The sequence below is a fragment of the Variovorax sp. AC103 genome, from assembly GCF_979254005.1.
Genome location: NZ_CEEDFC010000002.1, coordinates 238,825 through 254,501, shown reverse-complemented (window position 1 = coordinate 254,501; position 15,677 = coordinate 238,825). Strand labels below are relative to the sequence as shown.

At 67.2% G+C, this 15,677-nt stretch carries 16 protein-coding genes; 10 read left to right on the top strand and 6 right to left on the bottom strand.

The genetic code is table 11. The features are described 5' to 3' along the window. Nucleotides 1–85 precede the first annotated feature (85 nt). A complete protein-coding gene (locus AC0IYU_RS03835) occupies nucleotides 86–583 on the top strand; it encodes a polyhydroxyalkanoate granule-associated phasin (protein WP_472113231.1) in 498 nt (165 codons plus the stop codon). 9 nt (nucleotides 584–592) lie between these two features. On the opposite strand, the gene AC0IYU_RS03830 is transcribed toward AC0IYU_RS03835, so the two are convergent. From AC0IYU_RS03830 to AC0IYU_RS03820, 3 genes are all read right to left on the bottom strand, one after another. Further along, nucleotides 593–1,840, bottom strand: coding sequence for a metallophosphoesterase (locus tag AC0IYU_RS03830; protein ID WP_472113227.1), 1,248 nt, complete (start codon nucleotides 1,838–1,840; stop codon nucleotides 593–595). 143 nt (nucleotides 1,841–1,983) lie between these two features. Then, a complete protein-coding gene (locus AC0IYU_RS03825; protein ID WP_472113225.1) occupies nucleotides 1,984–2,469 on the bottom strand; it encodes a hypothetical protein in 486 nt (161 codons plus the stop codon). A gap of 157 nt (nucleotides 2,470–2,626) precedes the next feature. After that, entirely contained in the window at nucleotides 2,627–3,157 is a 531-nt protein-coding gene (locus tag AC0IYU_RS03820; protein ID WP_472113223.1) for a hypothetical protein, read from the bottom strand. A 321-nt stretch (nucleotides 3,158–3,478) separates the two neighbouring features. On the opposite strand from AC0IYU_RS03820, the gene AC0IYU_RS03815 reads away from it, so the two are divergent. Continuing rightward, nucleotides 3,479–3,736 carry a hypothetical protein gene (locus tag AC0IYU_RS03815; RefSeq protein ID WP_435439811.1) on the top strand — a complete coding sequence of 86 codons (258 nt, stop codon included), beginning with the start codon at nucleotides 3,479–3,481 and terminating at the stop codon, nucleotides 3,734–3,736. After that, a complete protein-coding gene (locus tag AC0IYU_RS03810) occupies nucleotides 3,721–4,167 on the top strand; it encodes a hypothetical protein (RefSeq protein ID WP_472113220.1) in 447 nt (148 codons plus the stop codon). The genes AC0IYU_RS03815 and AC0IYU_RS03810 overlap by 16 nt, the downstream gene beginning before the upstream one ends. A gap of 70 nt (nucleotides 4,168–4,237) precedes the next feature. On the opposite strand, the gene gyrB is transcribed toward AC0IYU_RS03810, so the two are convergent. From gyrB to dnaA, 3 genes are all read right to left on the bottom strand, one after another. Beyond that, nucleotides 4,238–6,859 (bottom strand): DNA topoisomerase (ATP-hydrolyzing) subunit B, encoded by a 2,622-nt coding sequence (gene gyrB / locus AC0IYU_RS03805; protein ID WP_472113217.1) that lies wholly within the window; start codon nucleotides 6,857–6,859, stop codon nucleotides 4,238–4,240. 135 nt (nucleotides 6,860–6,994) lie between these two features. Further along, the gene (gene dnaN, locus AC0IYU_RS03800; RefSeq protein WP_093054972.1) at nucleotides 6,995–8,101 is read right to left on the bottom strand and encodes a DNA polymerase III subunit beta; all 1,107 of its coding nucleotides are present in this window, start codon (nucleotides 8,099–8,101) and stop codon (nucleotides 6,995–6,997) included. A 90-nt stretch (nucleotides 8,102–8,191) separates the two neighbouring features. After that, nucleotides 8,192–9,571, bottom strand: a complete 1,380-nt coding sequence (dnaA, locus tag AC0IYU_RS03795; protein ID WP_435439808.1) for a chromosomal replication initiator protein DnaA — start codon at nucleotides 9,569–9,571, stop codon at nucleotides 8,192–8,194. Between the two features lie 319 nt (nucleotides 9,572–9,890). Here dnaA and rpmH point away from each other — a divergent pair, with 319 nt between their 5' ends. The 7 genes from rpmH (at nucleotide 9,891) to AC0IYU_RS03760 (ending at nucleotide 15,652) form a co-directional block, all read left to right on the top strand. Then, on the top strand, nucleotides 9,891–10,025 hold the full coding sequence (gene rpmH, locus AC0IYU_RS03790; RefSeq protein WP_007834827.1) for a 50S ribosomal protein L34: 135 nt from the start codon (nucleotides 9,891–9,893) through the stop codon (nucleotides 10,023–10,025). A 101-nt stretch (nucleotides 10,026–10,126) separates the two neighbouring features. Then, nucleotides 10,127–10,570: a ribonuclease P protein component gene (locus AC0IYU_RS03785; protein WP_472113213.1), complete on the top strand. Its 444-nt coding sequence runs from the start codon at nucleotides 10,127–10,129 to the stop codon at nucleotides 10,568–10,570. Next, nucleotides 10,567–10,854: a membrane protein insertion efficiency factor YidD gene (gene yidD, locus AC0IYU_RS03780; RefSeq protein ID WP_472113211.1), complete on the top strand. Its 288-nt coding sequence runs from the start codon at nucleotides 10,567–10,569 to the stop codon at nucleotides 10,852–10,854. The genes AC0IYU_RS03785 and yidD overlap by 4 nt, the downstream gene beginning before the upstream one ends. Beyond that, on the top strand, nucleotides 10,851–12,545 hold the full coding sequence (yidC, locus tag AC0IYU_RS03775) for a membrane protein insertase YidC (RefSeq protein ID WP_472113208.1): 1,695 nt from the start codon (nucleotides 10,851–10,853) through the stop codon (nucleotides 12,543–12,545). The genes yidD and yidC overlap by 4 nt, the downstream gene beginning before the upstream one ends. Before the next feature lie 73 nt (nucleotides 12,546–12,618). Then, the gene (gene mnmE / locus AC0IYU_RS03770) at nucleotides 12,619–14,025 is read left to right on the top strand and encodes a tRNA uridine-5-carboxymethylaminomethyl(34) synthesis GTPase MnmE (RefSeq protein ID WP_472113205.1); all 1,407 of its coding nucleotides are present in this window, start codon (nucleotides 12,619–12,621) and stop codon (nucleotides 14,023–14,025) included. 90 nt (nucleotides 14,026–14,115) lie between these two features. Further along, the gene (locus AC0IYU_RS03765; protein ID WP_435439803.1) at nucleotides 14,116–14,577 is read left to right on the top strand and encodes a Crp/Fnr family transcriptional regulator; all 462 of its coding nucleotides are present in this window, start codon (nucleotides 14,116–14,118) and stop codon (nucleotides 14,575–14,577) included. A gap of 166 nt (nucleotides 14,578–14,743) precedes the next feature. Further along, nucleotides 14,744–15,652, top strand: coding sequence for a zinc ribbon domain-containing protein (locus AC0IYU_RS03760; protein WP_472113202.1), 909 nt, complete (start codon nucleotides 14,744–14,746; stop codon nucleotides 15,650–15,652). The last annotated feature ends 25 nt before the right edge of the window (nucleotides 15,653–15,677 follow it).

The following is a 15,677-nucleotide window of genomic DNA, read 5'->3' as shown; positions in this document are numbered from 1 at the left end:
GCATGGAATTGTTGCGCCGCAGCAATCTCGACGTGAGAAGCCTATAGTGGCTTGACCTCCTCCAAGCGCCCACGCACTGCCCCCAATGTCATCGCTCACCTTCACCGTTCCTGCGGCCAACCCGCTCACGCAGTGGTTCGACCTGGCGCTCAAGACCCAGGAGATGCTGCTGTCTTCCGGCTCGGTGATCCGCATGCGGACCGAGCGCATGGCCAAGGCCGGGCTCACGCCCAGCGCGGCCGACCTGGCCGAGTTCCAGCTCATGGGCCAGGAGAAGCTCGCCGCCGCGAGCGAATCGGGCATGGCGATGGCCCGGCAGTGGCATCACAGCCAGGTGTCGCTGGCCAGCCGCACGCTGCAGCAATGGACGCAGGGCACCACCGCCTTCTTCCTGCTGGCCGGCAGCGTCACGCCGGCCCAGGCGGCGGCGAACGGCGATGCCTTCGTGCAGTCGGCCGCCGGCTCCGTCAGTGCCGCGAGCCAGTTGCCGGGCATCGCGGCGGGCATCGCGCGCGAAGGGCTCAAGCCGATCCATGCGGCCGCCACGTCCAACGCGCGCCGGTTGGCCGACCTCGAGGCCTGAAGAAAACGTTCAGGCTTTCGCCGGCACCAGCGTCAGCAGCGTGATTTCAGAAGGCGCGCCGAAGCGCTTCGGCGGGCCCCAGTAGCCGGTGCCCCGGCTCACATAGACCCACATGTCGTGCAGGCGGTGCAGCCCCGCCGTGAAAGGCTGCTGCATCGGCACGAACAGGTTCCACGGAAAGAACTGGCCGCCATGCGTGTGGCCCGACAGCTGCAGCTGGTAGCCCGCCGCGGCGGCCAGCGTGGCACTGCGCGGCTGGTGGGCCAGCAGCACGCGCGTGTGCACCAGCGGCGGCGCGTCGTGCAGCGCAAGGTGCGGGTCGCTGGCATGCGCGGCATCGAAATGCCCGGCGGTGAAGTCGGTCACGCCGGCCAGCACCAGCGCGCTTTCGAACAGCTCTTCGTCGGTCTGCGCGCCGCGCACGTTGCGCGTCTGCAGCACCACGTGCTCGTTGAGCAGCACCTTCAGGCCGAGCCGGCGCAGCTCGACGATCCAGGCGTGCGCGCCGGCGTAGTACTCGTGGTTGCCGGTGACCACGAAGGTGCCGTGGCGCGCGCGCAGGCCCGCCAGCGGCGCGATGTGCTCGCGCAGTTCGGGCACGCTGCCGTCGACCAGGTCGCCGGTGATCGCGATGGCGTCCGCGCCCAGCCGGTTGACCGCATCGACGATGCGCTGGATGTACGCGCTCCTGATGGTCGGGCCCACGTGGATGTCGCTGAGCTGCGCGATCGTGAAGCCTTCGAGCGCCTGCGGCAGGCCGCTGATCGGCACGTCGACCCGCTTCACGCTGGCCGTGCGGCGCGCGTTGAAAAAGCCGACGGCCGACGTCGCCGTGGCCACCGCCAGCACCGCCAGCGCGCTCCAGGGCTTCAGGCTGTTCCACGGCACCTGCACGCCGCCCGCGGCACTGGCCAGCCAAGTCAGCCCCAGGCCCGCGTCGCGCACCAGGGTCAGCACGAACATCGAGGAGAACCAGCCCATGCTGATCAGGCCGACCCATTTCAGGACGGCGCCGGCCGAGCCCTCGCGCCCGGCGCGGCGCGACACAAAAGGCAGGGGAATCGTGGCTGCGGACACCGCCAGCGCAAGCAGTACCAGCGGCCAGGCAGGCGTGAGCGCGGCCAGCGCGGGCAGCAGGCGCAGCGCAATGTAGACGTGAAGCAGCGCGGTGAGCGCGCTCAGGGGACGGATCGGCATCGGGGCAATGGGTTCGGGCACTGCCCGGGATACACCACCTGCAAGGCGCATGCCGCGCATTCAAGACGCCGCGATACGCGGGAGCCGCTATTTTTTCTATAGCGCAAGGGGCCCGGATAGCGGGCGCTGTGGCCGGCAATGATCCGGTGAAAGACGCCATCGCCACGCGGTGCCGGCGCTCACCTGCGCGGCCTTTCGCGGCGTTACTGCACCGCGCGTGTGCCGGCCGAGGCCATGTCGGTGCCCGCGGGCCAGACGAAGCTCGCCTTGGCCGACGCGCCTTCCGGCACGCGCACCTGCTGCTTGAGCACCTGGCTGCCCAGGCGCGCTTCCACCTCGTAGCTGCCCGGGTCGAGCCGGGCCACCATGAACGGACCGCCCGAGGTCACGTTGTCGATCAGCGCCACGCCGTGGCTGTCGCGCACAGTGACATGCACGTTGGCCGCGAAGTCGGCGCCCTTGCTGTCCTTGACTGCGAATTCGAAGGTGGCGGGCCAGCGCGGCGCCACCGTCTCCATCAGCTGGGCTTCATCGCTGCCGATGCCGCCGCTCATGTACTCGACGCCGTGCGACATGTAGATCGGCGGATTCTCCGCCGCTTGGGCCGACGACAGCGCGCCGAGCAGAGCGGCGCCGCAGAACAGCGCGGCCGCCAGGGGCCGCATGCGCGATGGAAAACGGGGGGTCATGGTCTGGATCCTTTCCTGGTCGACGTGGCGAGCGGCCACGGTGCCACTGTGCGCGGCGTGGCTTAGGAAAGGCTGACCTGGAAAATGAAAACAGGCCGCCTTGCGGCGGCTGAGAAATAAACAGGCCACCTAGCGGCGGCCTGTGGGCCTCGACCGCTCAGCGCGCGGCGGCCGAGCTTTGCGCGAGCGTCTGCGGCAGCTGCGGCGCCACCGAGGCCATGTCGAAGTTCGACGGCCAGACGAAGGACGCGCGCGCCGGCACGCCGGCAATCACCACCAGCGACTGCGTCAGCGTGAGGCCGCCGAGCGTCACGTTCACGTCGTAGGCGCCCGGGTTCAGGCGCGCGAGCATGTACGGCGACCTGGTCTGCACGTCCATCACCAGCTGGCCGGTGTATTTCTGGCGGATCTGGACCGCGGCCTTGGCGGGGAAGCCGCCCTGCTGCGCGCCCTTGCCGTCGCTCACGCCCAGCGCGATGGTGGCGGCCCAGCGCGGCGACACCATTTCCATGAAGGCAGCTTCGTCACGCGCGGCGCCGCCGCACATGTACTCGATGCCCTGCGCCACTTCGATGGGCGGGTTCGAGAGCGCATGGGCCGGTGCGACCAAGGCCGCGGCCCCGAGGAATGCTGCTGTGCCGCTCAATACCAGCGCGGCCAGTGGCCGGCGGAGACGCGAAGGGTTCATTGCTGTGGGGTCCTCGATCTTGCGTAACGTGAAATCCGTCAAGGATTTTGCTTAGCAAGAGTCGGGCTAGATATAGCGTTTACGAGGAACGATCTGCGGATTCGAGTTGAATGCTATTGTTTTCATAGCTGATGACCTCCGTGTGACGCGCGTTCCGGCTACTTTTGTTAACAAGCCTCACGGAAACCCTGATCCGGGTGGTTTCGCTGCGTTTTGACGCGTTCTGGCGTCCGAATCCGCAAACGTGCATGGGTGCAGGCCTACAGCGGTGCATGGCGCAGCGCGATATGAATGGCGCAACAGACACAAGGAGCTTCGGCCATGACCCTCGAATCGACGATCAACGAGTTCAAGCGCGTGGACGCCCAGCGGGCGGACTACCCCGGCGAGCACCTCGCCGTGCTGGGCGCGGGCGTGTTGCTGCTGCTGGCAGCGGGCCGCAGCCGGTCGTTCCTGATGCGCGTCGTGGTGGGCGCGGCAGGCGGCGCGTTGATCGGGCGTGCGGCGAGCGGTACCGGCGGCATCGCGAAGCTGGCGGGAGCGTTGCAAGGCGGGGGGCTGGCGTGGCCGCGGCGCTGAGCGGCCGGCCTCAGGCCGCTGCACTGAACGGGCCGCCGCAACCAGCGGCGGGCTCGCAGCGCTGGTGGGCGCCGTGCCTGGCCGTGGCCTTGGTGGCCGTGAGCCTCTTCTACATGGCGCTGACCGACTTGCTGAAGGAGCGCGCCGCGCACGTCCCTGTGCCGGTGAGCGTGGCCCCCGCCGTCGTTCAGCCGCCGCTGGCGAGTGTCGGCGCCGACGATGCGATGCCGGTGTATGCGCCCGCGCCGCCCGTTCGGGCCTACGTTGCGCGGGCCGTGCCCTCGCCCTCCATCGCCGCCGAACTGTCGCCCGTGGTGGCCACGCCGGTTCGCATGGCGGTGACCAAGTGCGTGTCGTCTTCCGGCACGGCGGAGTATTCCGATGGTCCGTGCGCCGACGGTGCGCAGGCCTCGACCTTGAAGCTCCAATGACAAACGCCCGGCGGGGCCGGGCGTTCGTTGCGTGTCGTCGGTGGGGCAGAGAACCGACGACGCTTCTTTCCTAAACGTCGATGTTCGCCGCGCGCAGCGCGTTCTGCTCGATGAACTCGCGGCGCGGCTCCACCTCGTCGCCCATCAGCATCGTGAACACGCGGTCGGCTTCGATCGCGTCGTCGACCTGCACGCGCAGCAGGCGGCGCACGGTCGGGTCCATGGTGGTTTCCCACAGCTGCGCGGGATTCATTTCGCCCAGCCCCTTGTAGCGCTGGCGCGAGGTGGCGCGCTCGGCTTCGCCGATCAGCCACTTCATGGCCTGACGGAAGTCGCCGACCTTTTCTTCCTTGGCGCGCTCGCCCTCGCCGCGCCGGACCACGGCACCTTCTTCGCTCAGCAGGCCGCGGAAGGTGTTGGCCGCTTCGGCCAGCGCCGCGTAGTCGGCGCCGTGCACGAAGTCCTGCGTGATCACGCTGCTCTTGATGTTGCCGTGGTGGCGGCGGCTGATGCGCAGGAGCGGCTTGTCGGTGCGGGCGTCGAACTCGTTGCTCACCTCGGCCGGGATGCCGGTGGTGTTGAGCTCGCGCAGCTTGACCTGCAGCGCCGCGGCCGAGGCTTCGGCCGCGGGCGTAGTGTCGAGGTCGAGCGCCACGCCGTCGGCGATGGCGCGCAGCGCCTCGGCGTCCATGAAGTTGCGCAGGCGCGCGATCACGGCCTCGGCCAGCTGGTGCTTGCGCGCCAGTTCGGCCAGGGTGTCGCCGGTCAGGGTGGTGGAACCGGCGCCGCCGGTCTCGATGCGCGCGTCCTTCAGTGCCACCTTCATCAGGAAGGCGTTGAGGGCGGCTTCGTCCTTCAGGTACTGCTCTTCCTTGCCGACCTTGACCTTGTAGAGCGGCGGCTGCGCGATGTAGATGTGGCCGCGCTCCACCAGCTCCGGCATCTGCCGGTAGAAGAAGGTGAGCAGCAGCGTGCGGATGTGGGCGCCGTCGACGTCGGCGTCGGTCATGATGATGATGCGGTGGTAGCGCAGCTTGGCGACGTTGAAGTCGTCCGCGCCGCTGCCCGCGCTGGTGGCGCCGGCGCGGCCGATGCCGGTGCCCAGGGCGGTGATCATCACGAGAATTTCGTTGCTGGTGAGCAGCTTCTCGTAGCGCGCCTTTTCCACGTTCAGGATCTTGCCGCGCAGCGGCAGGATGGCCTGGAACTTCCGGTCGCGGCCCTGCTTGGCGGAGCCGCCGGCGGAGTCGCCCTCCACCAGGTAGACCTCGCAGAGCGCGGGATCCTTCTCCTGGCAATCGGCCAGCTTGCCGGGCAGGCCCATGCCGTCGAGCACGCCCTTGCGGCGCGTCATTTCACGGGCCTTGCGGGCCGCTTCGCGGGCGCGGGCGGCCTCGATGATCTTGCCGCAGATGATCTTGGCGTCGGCCGGGCGTTCCTGCAGGTAGTCGCTGAGCAGGCGGCCGACGATGTCTTCCACCGGCGCGCGCACTTCGCTGGACACCAGCTTGTCCTTGGTCTGGCTCGAGAACTTGGGCTCGGGCACCTTCACGCTCAGCACGCAGCACAGGCCTTCGCGCATGTCGTCGCCGGTGACTTCGACCTTCGCCTTCTTCGCGAACTCGTTTTCTTCGATGTACTTGTTGATGACCCGGGTCATCGCGGCGCGCAGGCCCGTGAGGTGGGTGCCGCCGTCACGCTGCGGGATGTTGTTGGTGAAGCACAGCACCTGCTCGTTGTAGCCGCTGTTCCACTGCATTGCCACCTCGACGCCGATGTGCGTGCCGGGGATGCCGCCGTAGGTGTCGGCCGGCTTTTCGCCTTCCGCGTAGAACGAGTTCGGATGCAGGACGGTCTTGCCCTTGTTGATGAACTCCACGAAGCCGCGCACGCCGCCGGCGCCCGAGAAGTCGTCTTCCTTGCCGGTGCGCTCGTCTTTCAGGCGTATGCGCACGCCGTTGTTCAGGAAGCTCAGTTCGCGCAGGCGCTTGCTGAGAATTTCGTAGTGGAAGTCCGAGTTCTCCTTGAAGATCTCGGTGTCCGGCAGAAAGTGCACCTCGGTGCCGCGCTTGTCGGTGTCGCCGATGATCTTCATGGGCGAGACCTCGACACCGTTCACCTGGTCGAGCAGGCGGTTCTGCACGAAGCCGCGGCTGAACTCCAGTTCGTGGATCTTGCCTTCGCGACGCACGATCAGGCGCAGCTTGATGCTCAGCGCGTTCACGCAGCTCACGCCCACGCCGTGCAGGCCGCCCGAGACCTTGTAGCTGTTCTGGTTGAACTTGCCGCCGGCGTGCAGTTCGGTGAGCGCAATTTCAGCCGCCGAGCGCTTGGGCTCGTGCTTGTCGTCCATCTTCACGCCGGTGGGAATGCCGCGGCCGTTGTCGGTGACGGAGATCGAGTTGTCGCTGTGGATGGTCACGACGATGTCGTCGCAATGGCCTGCCAGCGCCTCGTCGATGGAGTTGTCCACCACTTCGAACACCAGGTGGTGCAGGCCCGTGCCGTCGGAGGTGTCGCCGATGTACATGCCGGGGCGCTTGCGCACGGCCTCAAGCCCTTCGAGGATCGTGATCGAGCCTTCGCCGTAGCTGGTGTCGGCCGCGATGGCCTCGGGCGGCACCACCTGGACTTCAGGCGTGTAGACCGGCTCGGTGTGCGGCACTTCGGGCTTGTTTTCTTCTGCACTCATTCGGTATTCCTCTATCTCTCTCACGGCATTGACGTGATTTTTCGGGCTCGCAAGAACTCAATTCGCCGCCTCTTGAAAGCGCAAACCCGCGGGGGGCCGCGGGTCGTGTGCGCAAGGCGCTGTAGGGTCTGTCTGCTAGATACGCATCGGCATCACGACGTACTTGAAGGATGCGTTCTCGGGGATGGTCAGCAGCGCGGAACTGTTGGAGTCCGCCAGGTCCAGCTTGACCATGTCCTGGTCCATGTTCGACAGCGCGTCGATCAGGTAGGTGACGTTGAAGCCGATCTCGATGGCGTCGCCGCCGTAGTCGATGTCGAGCTCGTCCTGCGCTTCTTCCTGCTCGGCGTTGTTGGACGCGATGCGCAGGGTGCCCGGCTCGATGTTCAGGCGCACGCCCTTGAACTTCTCGCTGGTCAGGATGGCGGTGCGCTGCAGGCTGGCCAGCAAAGGTGCACGGCCGAGCGTGACGGTGTTCTTGTGGTTCTTCGGGATGACGCGGTTGTAGTCGGGGAACTTGCCCTCGACCAGCTTGGTGACGAACTCCATGCCGCCGAAGCTGAACTTGGCCTGGTTGTTGGCGAACTGCATCTCGATGGCGCCTTCGGCGTCGGACAGCAGGCGCTGCATTTCGAGCACGGTCTTGCGCGGCAGGATCACTTCCTGACGCGGCACTTCGACGTCGAGCGTGGCCGAGGAGAACGCCAGGCGGTGGCCGTCGGTGGCCACCAGGCTCAGCTGCTTGCCTTCGGCGACGAACAGGATGCCGTTGAGGTAGTAGCGGATGTCGTGCACGGCCATGGCGAAGGACACTTGCGAGAGCAGGTCCTTCAGCGTCTTCTGCGGCACGCTGAACACGGGGCCGAAATTGGCCGCTTCCTGCACCAGCGGAAAGTCTTCCGCGGGCAGCGACTGCAGCGTGAAGCGGCTCTTGCCGCCCTTGAGCACCAGCTTGCTGGCGCTCGATTCGAGGCTCACGGTCTGGTCGGCCGGCATGGTGCGCAGGATGTCGATCAGCTTGCGCGCGCCGATGGTGGTGGTGAAGTTGCCTTCGTCGCCGCCGAGCTCGGCGGTGGTGCGGATCTGGATCTCGAGGTCGCTGGTGGTCAGCTGCAGCTGGCCACCGGTCTTGCGAATCAGCACGTTCGCCAGGATAGGCAAGGTGTGACGCCGCTCCACGATGCCCGCCACCGACTGCAGCGCGGCGAGGACTTTGTCTTGGTTTGCCTTCAAAACGATCATGTCTTCTTCCTCTTCTCTATCTCTTTGAATCAGCTTGTAAGGGCGCCATTCTCCGCTGTCGCGGGGACGCTCCCGATGACATCCGGTTTGTCAGCCCTTGAGCGTCTGTTCGAGCACGTGGAGCTGCTGGTTGAGCTCGGTGAGCTGCTGGCGCTCGCCCGAGATCTTGCGCACCGCGTGCAGCACCGTCGTGTGGTCGCGCCCGCCGAACAGCTCGCCGATTTCGGGCAGGCTTTTCTGCGTGAGCTCCTTGGCCAGGTACATCGCGATCTGCCGCGGCCGCGCGATGCTGGCCGGGCGCTTCTTGCTGTACATGTCGGCGACCTTGATCTTGTAGTAGTCGGCCACCGTCTTCTGGATATTCTCGACCGAGATCTGGCGATTCTGGATCGACAGCAGGTCGCGCAGCGCCTCGCGCGCCAGGGCGATCGAGATCTCCTTCTGGTTGAAGCGCGAGTAGGCCAGGATCTTGCGCAGCGCGCCTTCGAGCTCGCGCACGTTGGAGCGCACGTTCTTGGCGACGAAGAAAGCCACCTCTTCAGGCATTTCCGCCGATTCGGCACGCGCCTTGTTGATCAGGATGGCCACGCGCATCTCGAGCTCGGGCGGCTCGATGGCCACCGTGAGGCCTGAATCGAAGCGCGACACCAGGCGCTCGTGGATGTCGGCCAGGCCCTTGGGATAGGTGTCGCTGGTCATCACGATGTGCGACTTCTTGGCGAGCAGGGCCTCGAACGCGTTGAAGAACTCTTCCTGAGTGCGGTCCTTGTTGGCGAAGAACTGCACATCGTCGATGAGCAACAGATCGAGCGAGTGGTAGCGCTCCTTGAACTCGTCGAAAGTCTTGCGCTGATACGCCTTGACCACATCCGACACGAATTGCTCGGCGTGGATGTAGAGAACTTTGGAATCGGGCCGGTCGGCGAGCAGCCGGTTGCCCACCGCGTGCATCAGGTGGGTCTTGCCCAGGCCGACGCCGCCGTAGATGAAAAGCGGGTTGTACAGATGGCCCGGCATGCCCGACACGTGCATGGCCGCGGCGCGCGCCATGCGGTTGGCGGTGCCTTCGACCAGGGTGTCGAAGGTGAGGCCGGAATTGAGCCGGTTCTTGAAGCCGGCGGCGGCGGGCTCCTCGCCCGGCCCGGCGACGTCGCGGGGCACATCGGTCTCGGCCATCACGGCAACTGGCGCAGACCGCACGGGCGTTTCGCGAGGAGCAAGCGCTAACTCGACAGCCACTGGCTGGCCGTACATCTTCTCGGCCATGGCGGCAATCTTGCCGGCGTACTGGGCCCGGATCCAGTCGAGCTTGAAGCGGTTGGCGACGAACACGGTCATGCGCGACAGGTCGTCGGCAACCTGTGCGGTCAGGGGCTTGATCCAGGTGTTGAACTGCTGCTCGGACAGTTCCTGCGCGAGCTGGTCGACGCAGGCCTGCCAGAGGCTTTCGCCGATGCCGTCAGTGGACATGGGCGCTTGAAAAAGTGGTGAAACCCTCGTGCATTTTTTGGTATAGGTATTGTGGATATTCTCTGCTGGAAGGCACCCGGCATTCTAACTTGTCAAAACCTTATCCACATGCTGGCAGGGCCGGCGAAAGGCCCGCAAATCTGCTCGAAGATTGTCCCCGCGGCCAATGTTTGCGATAATTGCGGGTTTCCCTGAAAACCTTCTTGCGTTCGTCACTAGGAGCTCAGGGGCCATCCCAATACGCTCCCCCGGCGCCCCGCAGGTTTCTTCATGCCTTCCGTACGAAGAGCCCGCGCGAACAGGGAATTAGGAAATCACCATGAAACGCACCTACCAAGCATCCAAAGTCCGCCGCGCCCGTACCCACGGCTTCCTGGTCCGCATGAAGACCCGTGGCGGCCGTGCCGTCATCAACGCACGCCGCGCCAAGGGCCGCAAGCGCCTGGCCGTCTGACGGCAGCTCACCTGCCGTTGCCAGCAGCCGACACGTCAGCGCCAGCTCCCGCAGCCGGCGCATCCGGTAGTCCCGGTCACGACGTGCCCGGCCCGGCTTCCATGCAGCGGCTCAAGACCCGCGCGCAATTCCAGGCCGCTCTCGCAGGTGCCACCGTGGCGCGCACTGCTCATTTCGCATTGCACCGCTGTGCGCTCGATCTCGCATCGAGCGCACAGCCGTTGTTCGTGTCCGACGACGTCTGGCTGGGCGCCATGGTGCCCAAGCGCTGGGCGCGCCGTGCGGTCACGCGCAACGCCATCAAGCGCCAGATCTACGCCGTGAGCGCTGCTCCCGGCGTGGTCTTGCCACGTGCGGCGCACGTGGTGCGGCTGCGCTCGACCTTCGACCGCAAGGAGTTCGTGAGCGCCACGTCGGACAAGCTCAAGGCCGCCGTGCGCGCCGAGCTCCAGCAGCTGCTGGAGCGGGCTGCCCGCCCGGCGGCGCCGCCGCGCGCGCGTTCCGAGCGCGCTCCCACGCCCGCGCCTTCCGCCCCCTCGCCATGAAACGCCTGCTGATCGGCCTCGTGAAGGGGTACCGCCTGCTGCTGAGCCCCTGGCTCGGCCAGTCGTGCCGCTTCACGCCGACCTGCTCGGTGTATTCGATCGAGGCGCTGGAGGTGCATGGCGCGCTCAAGGGCAGCTACCTCACTGCGCACCGCGTCGTGCGCTGCCAGCCCTGGTGCCAGGGCGGCCACGATCCGGTTCCACCGAAATCAAAGCGTCGCACTGACAAGTCAGGATCGCTGTTTTCGTCTCTTCTCTCCTCCGACAAGAAGTCTTCGTCATGAACGATATCCGCCGCACGATCCTGTGGGTGATTTTTGGGTTCTCGCTGGTGCTGCTGTGGGACCAATGGCAGGTCTTCAACGGCAACAAGCCGACCTTCCTGCCGTCGAGCAAGCCGGCCGCCGTGGCCACCGCCCCGGCCGGCACCACGCCCGCTGCCAGCAACGGCGTGCCGACGGCATCCGGCACCAGCGGCAACGCAGGCGCCGTGCCCACGCAGGCTGCGGCGGTCGCTCCCCGCGAGCAGGTCATCGTGACCACCGACCTGTTCAAGGCCACGATCGACAGCGAAGGCGCCACGGTCAACCACCTCGAGCTGCAGAAGTACGACGAAGCCGACCGCACCAAGCGCGTCGTGCTGTTCGAAAACGGCTCGCCAGCCACGCGCTACGTCGCGCAGACCGGCCTGCTGAACACGGTCGACACCGGTGAGCGCTTCCCCAACCACCTGACGCCGATGACGCCGAAGGCCGGCCCGCGCGAAATGGCCGATGGCCAGAACACGCTGGAAGTGGGCTTCGAGAGCGCGCCCGTCGGTGGCCTGAAGTACATCAAGACCTACGTGTTCCACCGCGGCGACTACGTCATCGGCGTGCGCCACGAGGTGGTCAACGTGAGCGACCAGCCGCGCGACGCGCAGCTGTACCTGCAGCTGCTGCGCCACGGCACCGTGGCCGCCGGCACCATGTTCGGCACCAATACCTTCACCGGTCCCGCCGCGTACACCAACGAGAAGAAGTTCCACAAGCTCGACTTCAAGGACATCGCCAAGGGCAAGATCGAACCGCCGCCGCCGGCCAACGACGGCTGGATCGCGATGGTGCAGCATTACTTCGCGTCGGCGTGGCTGCTCAAGGGCGACCCGGCCAGCGAACAGCTGCGCCGCGAGTTCCGCGTGAAGGACCTGGGCGACAACCTCTTCACCGTGGCCATGGTGGCCACGCTGCCGAAGATCGCCCCGGGTGCCACGCAGGTCGTGAACAGTGCGCTGTTCGCCGGTCCCGAAGAAGAAAAGAAGCTCGAAGCCATCGCCCCGGGCCTGGACCTGGTGAAGGACTACGGCATCTTCGCGATCATCTCCAAGCCGCTGTACTGGCTGCTCACCCAGCTGCACGGCATCCTGGGCAACTGGGGCTGGTCGATCGTGGCGCTGGTGGTGCTGCTGAAGGCGGCCTTCTACTGGCTCAACGCCAAGGCCTACGCCAGCATGGCCAAGATGAAGGCCATCAACCCCAAGATCATGGAAATGCGCGAGCGGCTGAAGGACAAGCCGCAAGAGATGCAGCAGGAAATGATGCGGATCTACAAGACCGAGAAGGTCAATCCGATGGGCGGCTGCTTCCCCATCGTGATCCAGATCCCGGTGTTCATCGCGCTGTACTGGGTGCTGCTGTCGTCGGTCGAGATGCGCCACGCGCCGTGGATTCTCTGGATCAGCGACCTGTCGGCACCGGACCCCTGGTACATCCTGCCGGTCGTGATGACGGCCACCTCGCTGTTCCAGACCTGGCTCAACCCGACGCCACCCGATCCGATGCAGGCCAAGCTGATGTGGATCATGCCGCTCGCGTTCAGCGTGATGTTCATCTTCTTCCCGGCCGGCCTGGTGCTGTACTGGATCACCAACAACACGCTGTCGATCGCGCAGCAGTGGTTCATCAACAAGCGACTCGGCGTGCTCGGCAAGAAGTAGCCGGACGCCAGCTGCGTCAATCCCGAAGGGCCGCATCAGCGGCCCTTTTTGCTGAAAGAATCCGGCTTCCACCATGCTCGCACGCACCACCGACCCGATCGTCGCCATCGCCACAGCCTCCGGTCGCGGGGCCGTGGGCATCGTGCGGGTGTCGGGGGCCAGGCTGGCGCCGCTGATCGGCGCGCTCTGCGCCCGCGCGCTCAAGCCGCGCGAAGCGACCTACCTGCCGTTCAGGGACAAGGACGGCGAGCCGGTCGACCACGGCCTGGCCATTCACTTTCCCTCCCCGAACTCCTTCACCGGCGAAGACGTGCTCGAACTGCAGGCCCACGGCGGCGCGGTCGTGCTGCAGCTGCTGCTGGCGCGCTGCCTGGAGGCCGCCGCCGAGCCCGACCCCGCCAGCGGGCGCCCTCGCCTTCCCGGCCTGCGCGTGGCCGAGCCCGGCGAGTTCAGCCAGCGTGCCTTCCTCAACGGCAAGATCGACCTGGCCCAGGCCGAGGCCATCGCCGACCTGATCGACGCCAGCACCGAGGCGGCCGCGCGCAGCGCCGGGCGCTCGCTGTCGGGCGCCTTCTCGCGCGAGATCCACACGCTGCGCGACGCGCTGATCCACCTGCGCATGCTGGTGGAGGCCACGCTGGACTTTCCGGAGGAAGAAATCGACTTCCTGCAGAAGGCCGATGCCGCCGGGCAGCTGGACCGGCTGCAGGCGCAGCTGGCGGCCGTGCAGCAGCGCGCGCGCCAGGGCGCGTTGCTGCGCGAAGGCATCAAGGTGGTGATCGCGGGGCAGCCCAACGCGGGCAAGAGCTCGCTGCTCAACGCGCTGGCCGGCGCCGAGCTGGCCATCGTGAGCGCGGTGGCCGGAACCACGCGCGACGTGGTCTCGCAGACCATCCAGATCCACGGCGTGCCGCTGCACGTGGCCGACACCGCCGGGCTGCGCGAGAGCAGCGACGAGGTCGAGCAGATCGGCGTGGCGCGCGCCTGGGGGCAGATCGAAAGCGCCGATGCCGTGCTGTTCCTGCACGACCTGACGCGCGCCCACCTGGGCGACTACGCCGCCGCCGATGCCGGCATCCTGGCCAGCCTGCGCAGCAAGCTGCCCGCGAGCGTGCCGGTGCTCGACGTGTGGAACAAGCAGGACGCGGCGCCTTCGGCTTCCCACGCCCAGGGCATCGCCCTGTCGGCCAAGACCGGCCTGGGCATCGAGGCGCTGCGCGAGCAACTGCTGGCCATGGCCGGCTGGCAGGCCGTGCCCGAGGGGGTGTACCTCGCGCGGGCACGCCATGTGCAGGCGCTGGCGCAGGTCGAAACGCACCTGGCGCTGGCCGCCGGCCACCTGGCGGCGCAGGCGCAACTGCTCGACCTGCTGGCCGAGGAACTGCGCCTGGCGCAGAACGCGCTGAACGAGATCACCGGCGAGTTCGGCGCGGACGACCTGCTCGGGGTCATCTTTTCCAGCTTCTGCATCGGCAAATAGCGACAGGCGCAGGGAAAAGCGTAAACACTTGTAGCCGAATCTTGCCGCGTTCGCGGATACTTCGGCTCACAAGCGGGGTTGAAGAAAAACATGTCCATCCAGAACCTGAGCCGCGCCATCGCGGAGAACATGAACAGCGACGCCTTCGCGTTGACGTTCACCGTCCAGCAGTGGGACACGCTGGCGGGCTATCTGCAGCCCATCGAGACCGGGGTCGGCGACGTGCTGATCGAACAGGGCACGCCGGACCGCTCGGTGTTCTTCCTCGAGAGCGGCGCCATCAGCGTGCACCGTGTCAGCAGCAAGGAACAGATGAAGCTCGCCGTGCTCACGCCCGGCTCGGTGGTCGGGGAAGGTTCGTTCTTCTCGCGCCAGCCGCACTCGGCCAATGTGGTGGTCACCGGCGCGGGCCGCGTGTGGCGGCTCAACGCGATCCGCTTTGGGGAAATGTCGAACCGCCAGCCCAACATGGCGCTGGAAATTGCCATGGCATTGGGCGCCGTGCTCGCCAAGCGCATGGGGCACCGCTCCAAGCGCGTCGCCGTGACCTGAGGCCTGCGCTGTCCGCTGCCAGGCCGTCTTCCGCAGGGGGCTCGACGCCCCCGTTCTCGTTTTTTGATTCCAGAGTAGTCAGTCGCAAGCCATGGCCTTGATCTGTTCGGTCTGCAGCACGGAAAACCGTGACGGCGCCCATTTCTGCCGAAGCTGCGGCCTCGCGTTGTCCACCGCGCCCGACCGGATTCCCCCGCCGCCCAGCCCCGAGCGCGAATGGGCCACCACCGCGCCGGCCCAGTTGCGCGCGCCCACCATTCCGGCGCCGCTGTTCGATCCGGGCGCGCCGGTGCCCGCGCCGGCGCCCCGACCTGCGCGGTCGTCGTTCTTCGGGAGGCTGGGCGCCGCGCCGCGGGACGACGAGCAGACGGTGTTTATGGTGCACGACGGCGACGAAGAACCGCCATACGCCGCTGCGCCGCATGCCGTGTCGGCGACCTTCGAGTCGCAGCAAGCCGCGAAAGACGGACGCAAGAAGGCGCGCATTTCGGTCCGCCGTCCGGCACGGGCCGAATCGGCGCCGCGCAAGCGCATGGTCCTGCTGTGGCTCGGCCTGCTGGTCGTGGCGGTGGCGATGGTCGTCGCCGGCTGGTACGGCTACGGGACGCGCAAGGCGCCCGCCGTGGCCGACGCGCCCGTGCCGGCCGTTGCGGCACCGGCGCCTGCGGCCCCTTCGCCAGCGGCCGAGCCGCCGCCTGCCGCGGTGCCGCCGGCACCGCAGGCCGCCGTGCCAGCCGAGCCGCCACCTGTCACTGGAACGGCCCCGGCCCCGGCGGCAGGCGCCGCGACGTCCAAGCCCGTCGCCAAGCCGCGCAAGCAGGCGGCTGTCGCCGCGGCGGCACCGGGCACACCGGAGCCCGCGGCACCCGCCGTTGCACCGGCCCCGCCGCCGGCCGCGCCCGCTGCGCCGCCAGAGCCCCAGGCCCTGTGCGGCGACCGCAACTTCATCGCCAGGGCGCAGTGCATGGCCGCCCAGTGCCTGAAGGCCGAGTTCAAGGCACACGCGCAGTGCGAAGCGGTGCGCCGCCAGCAGCGTCTCGAAGAAGAAAAGCGCAATCCGACCCTGATCAACTGATCAACTGATCAACTGATCGGCGCCA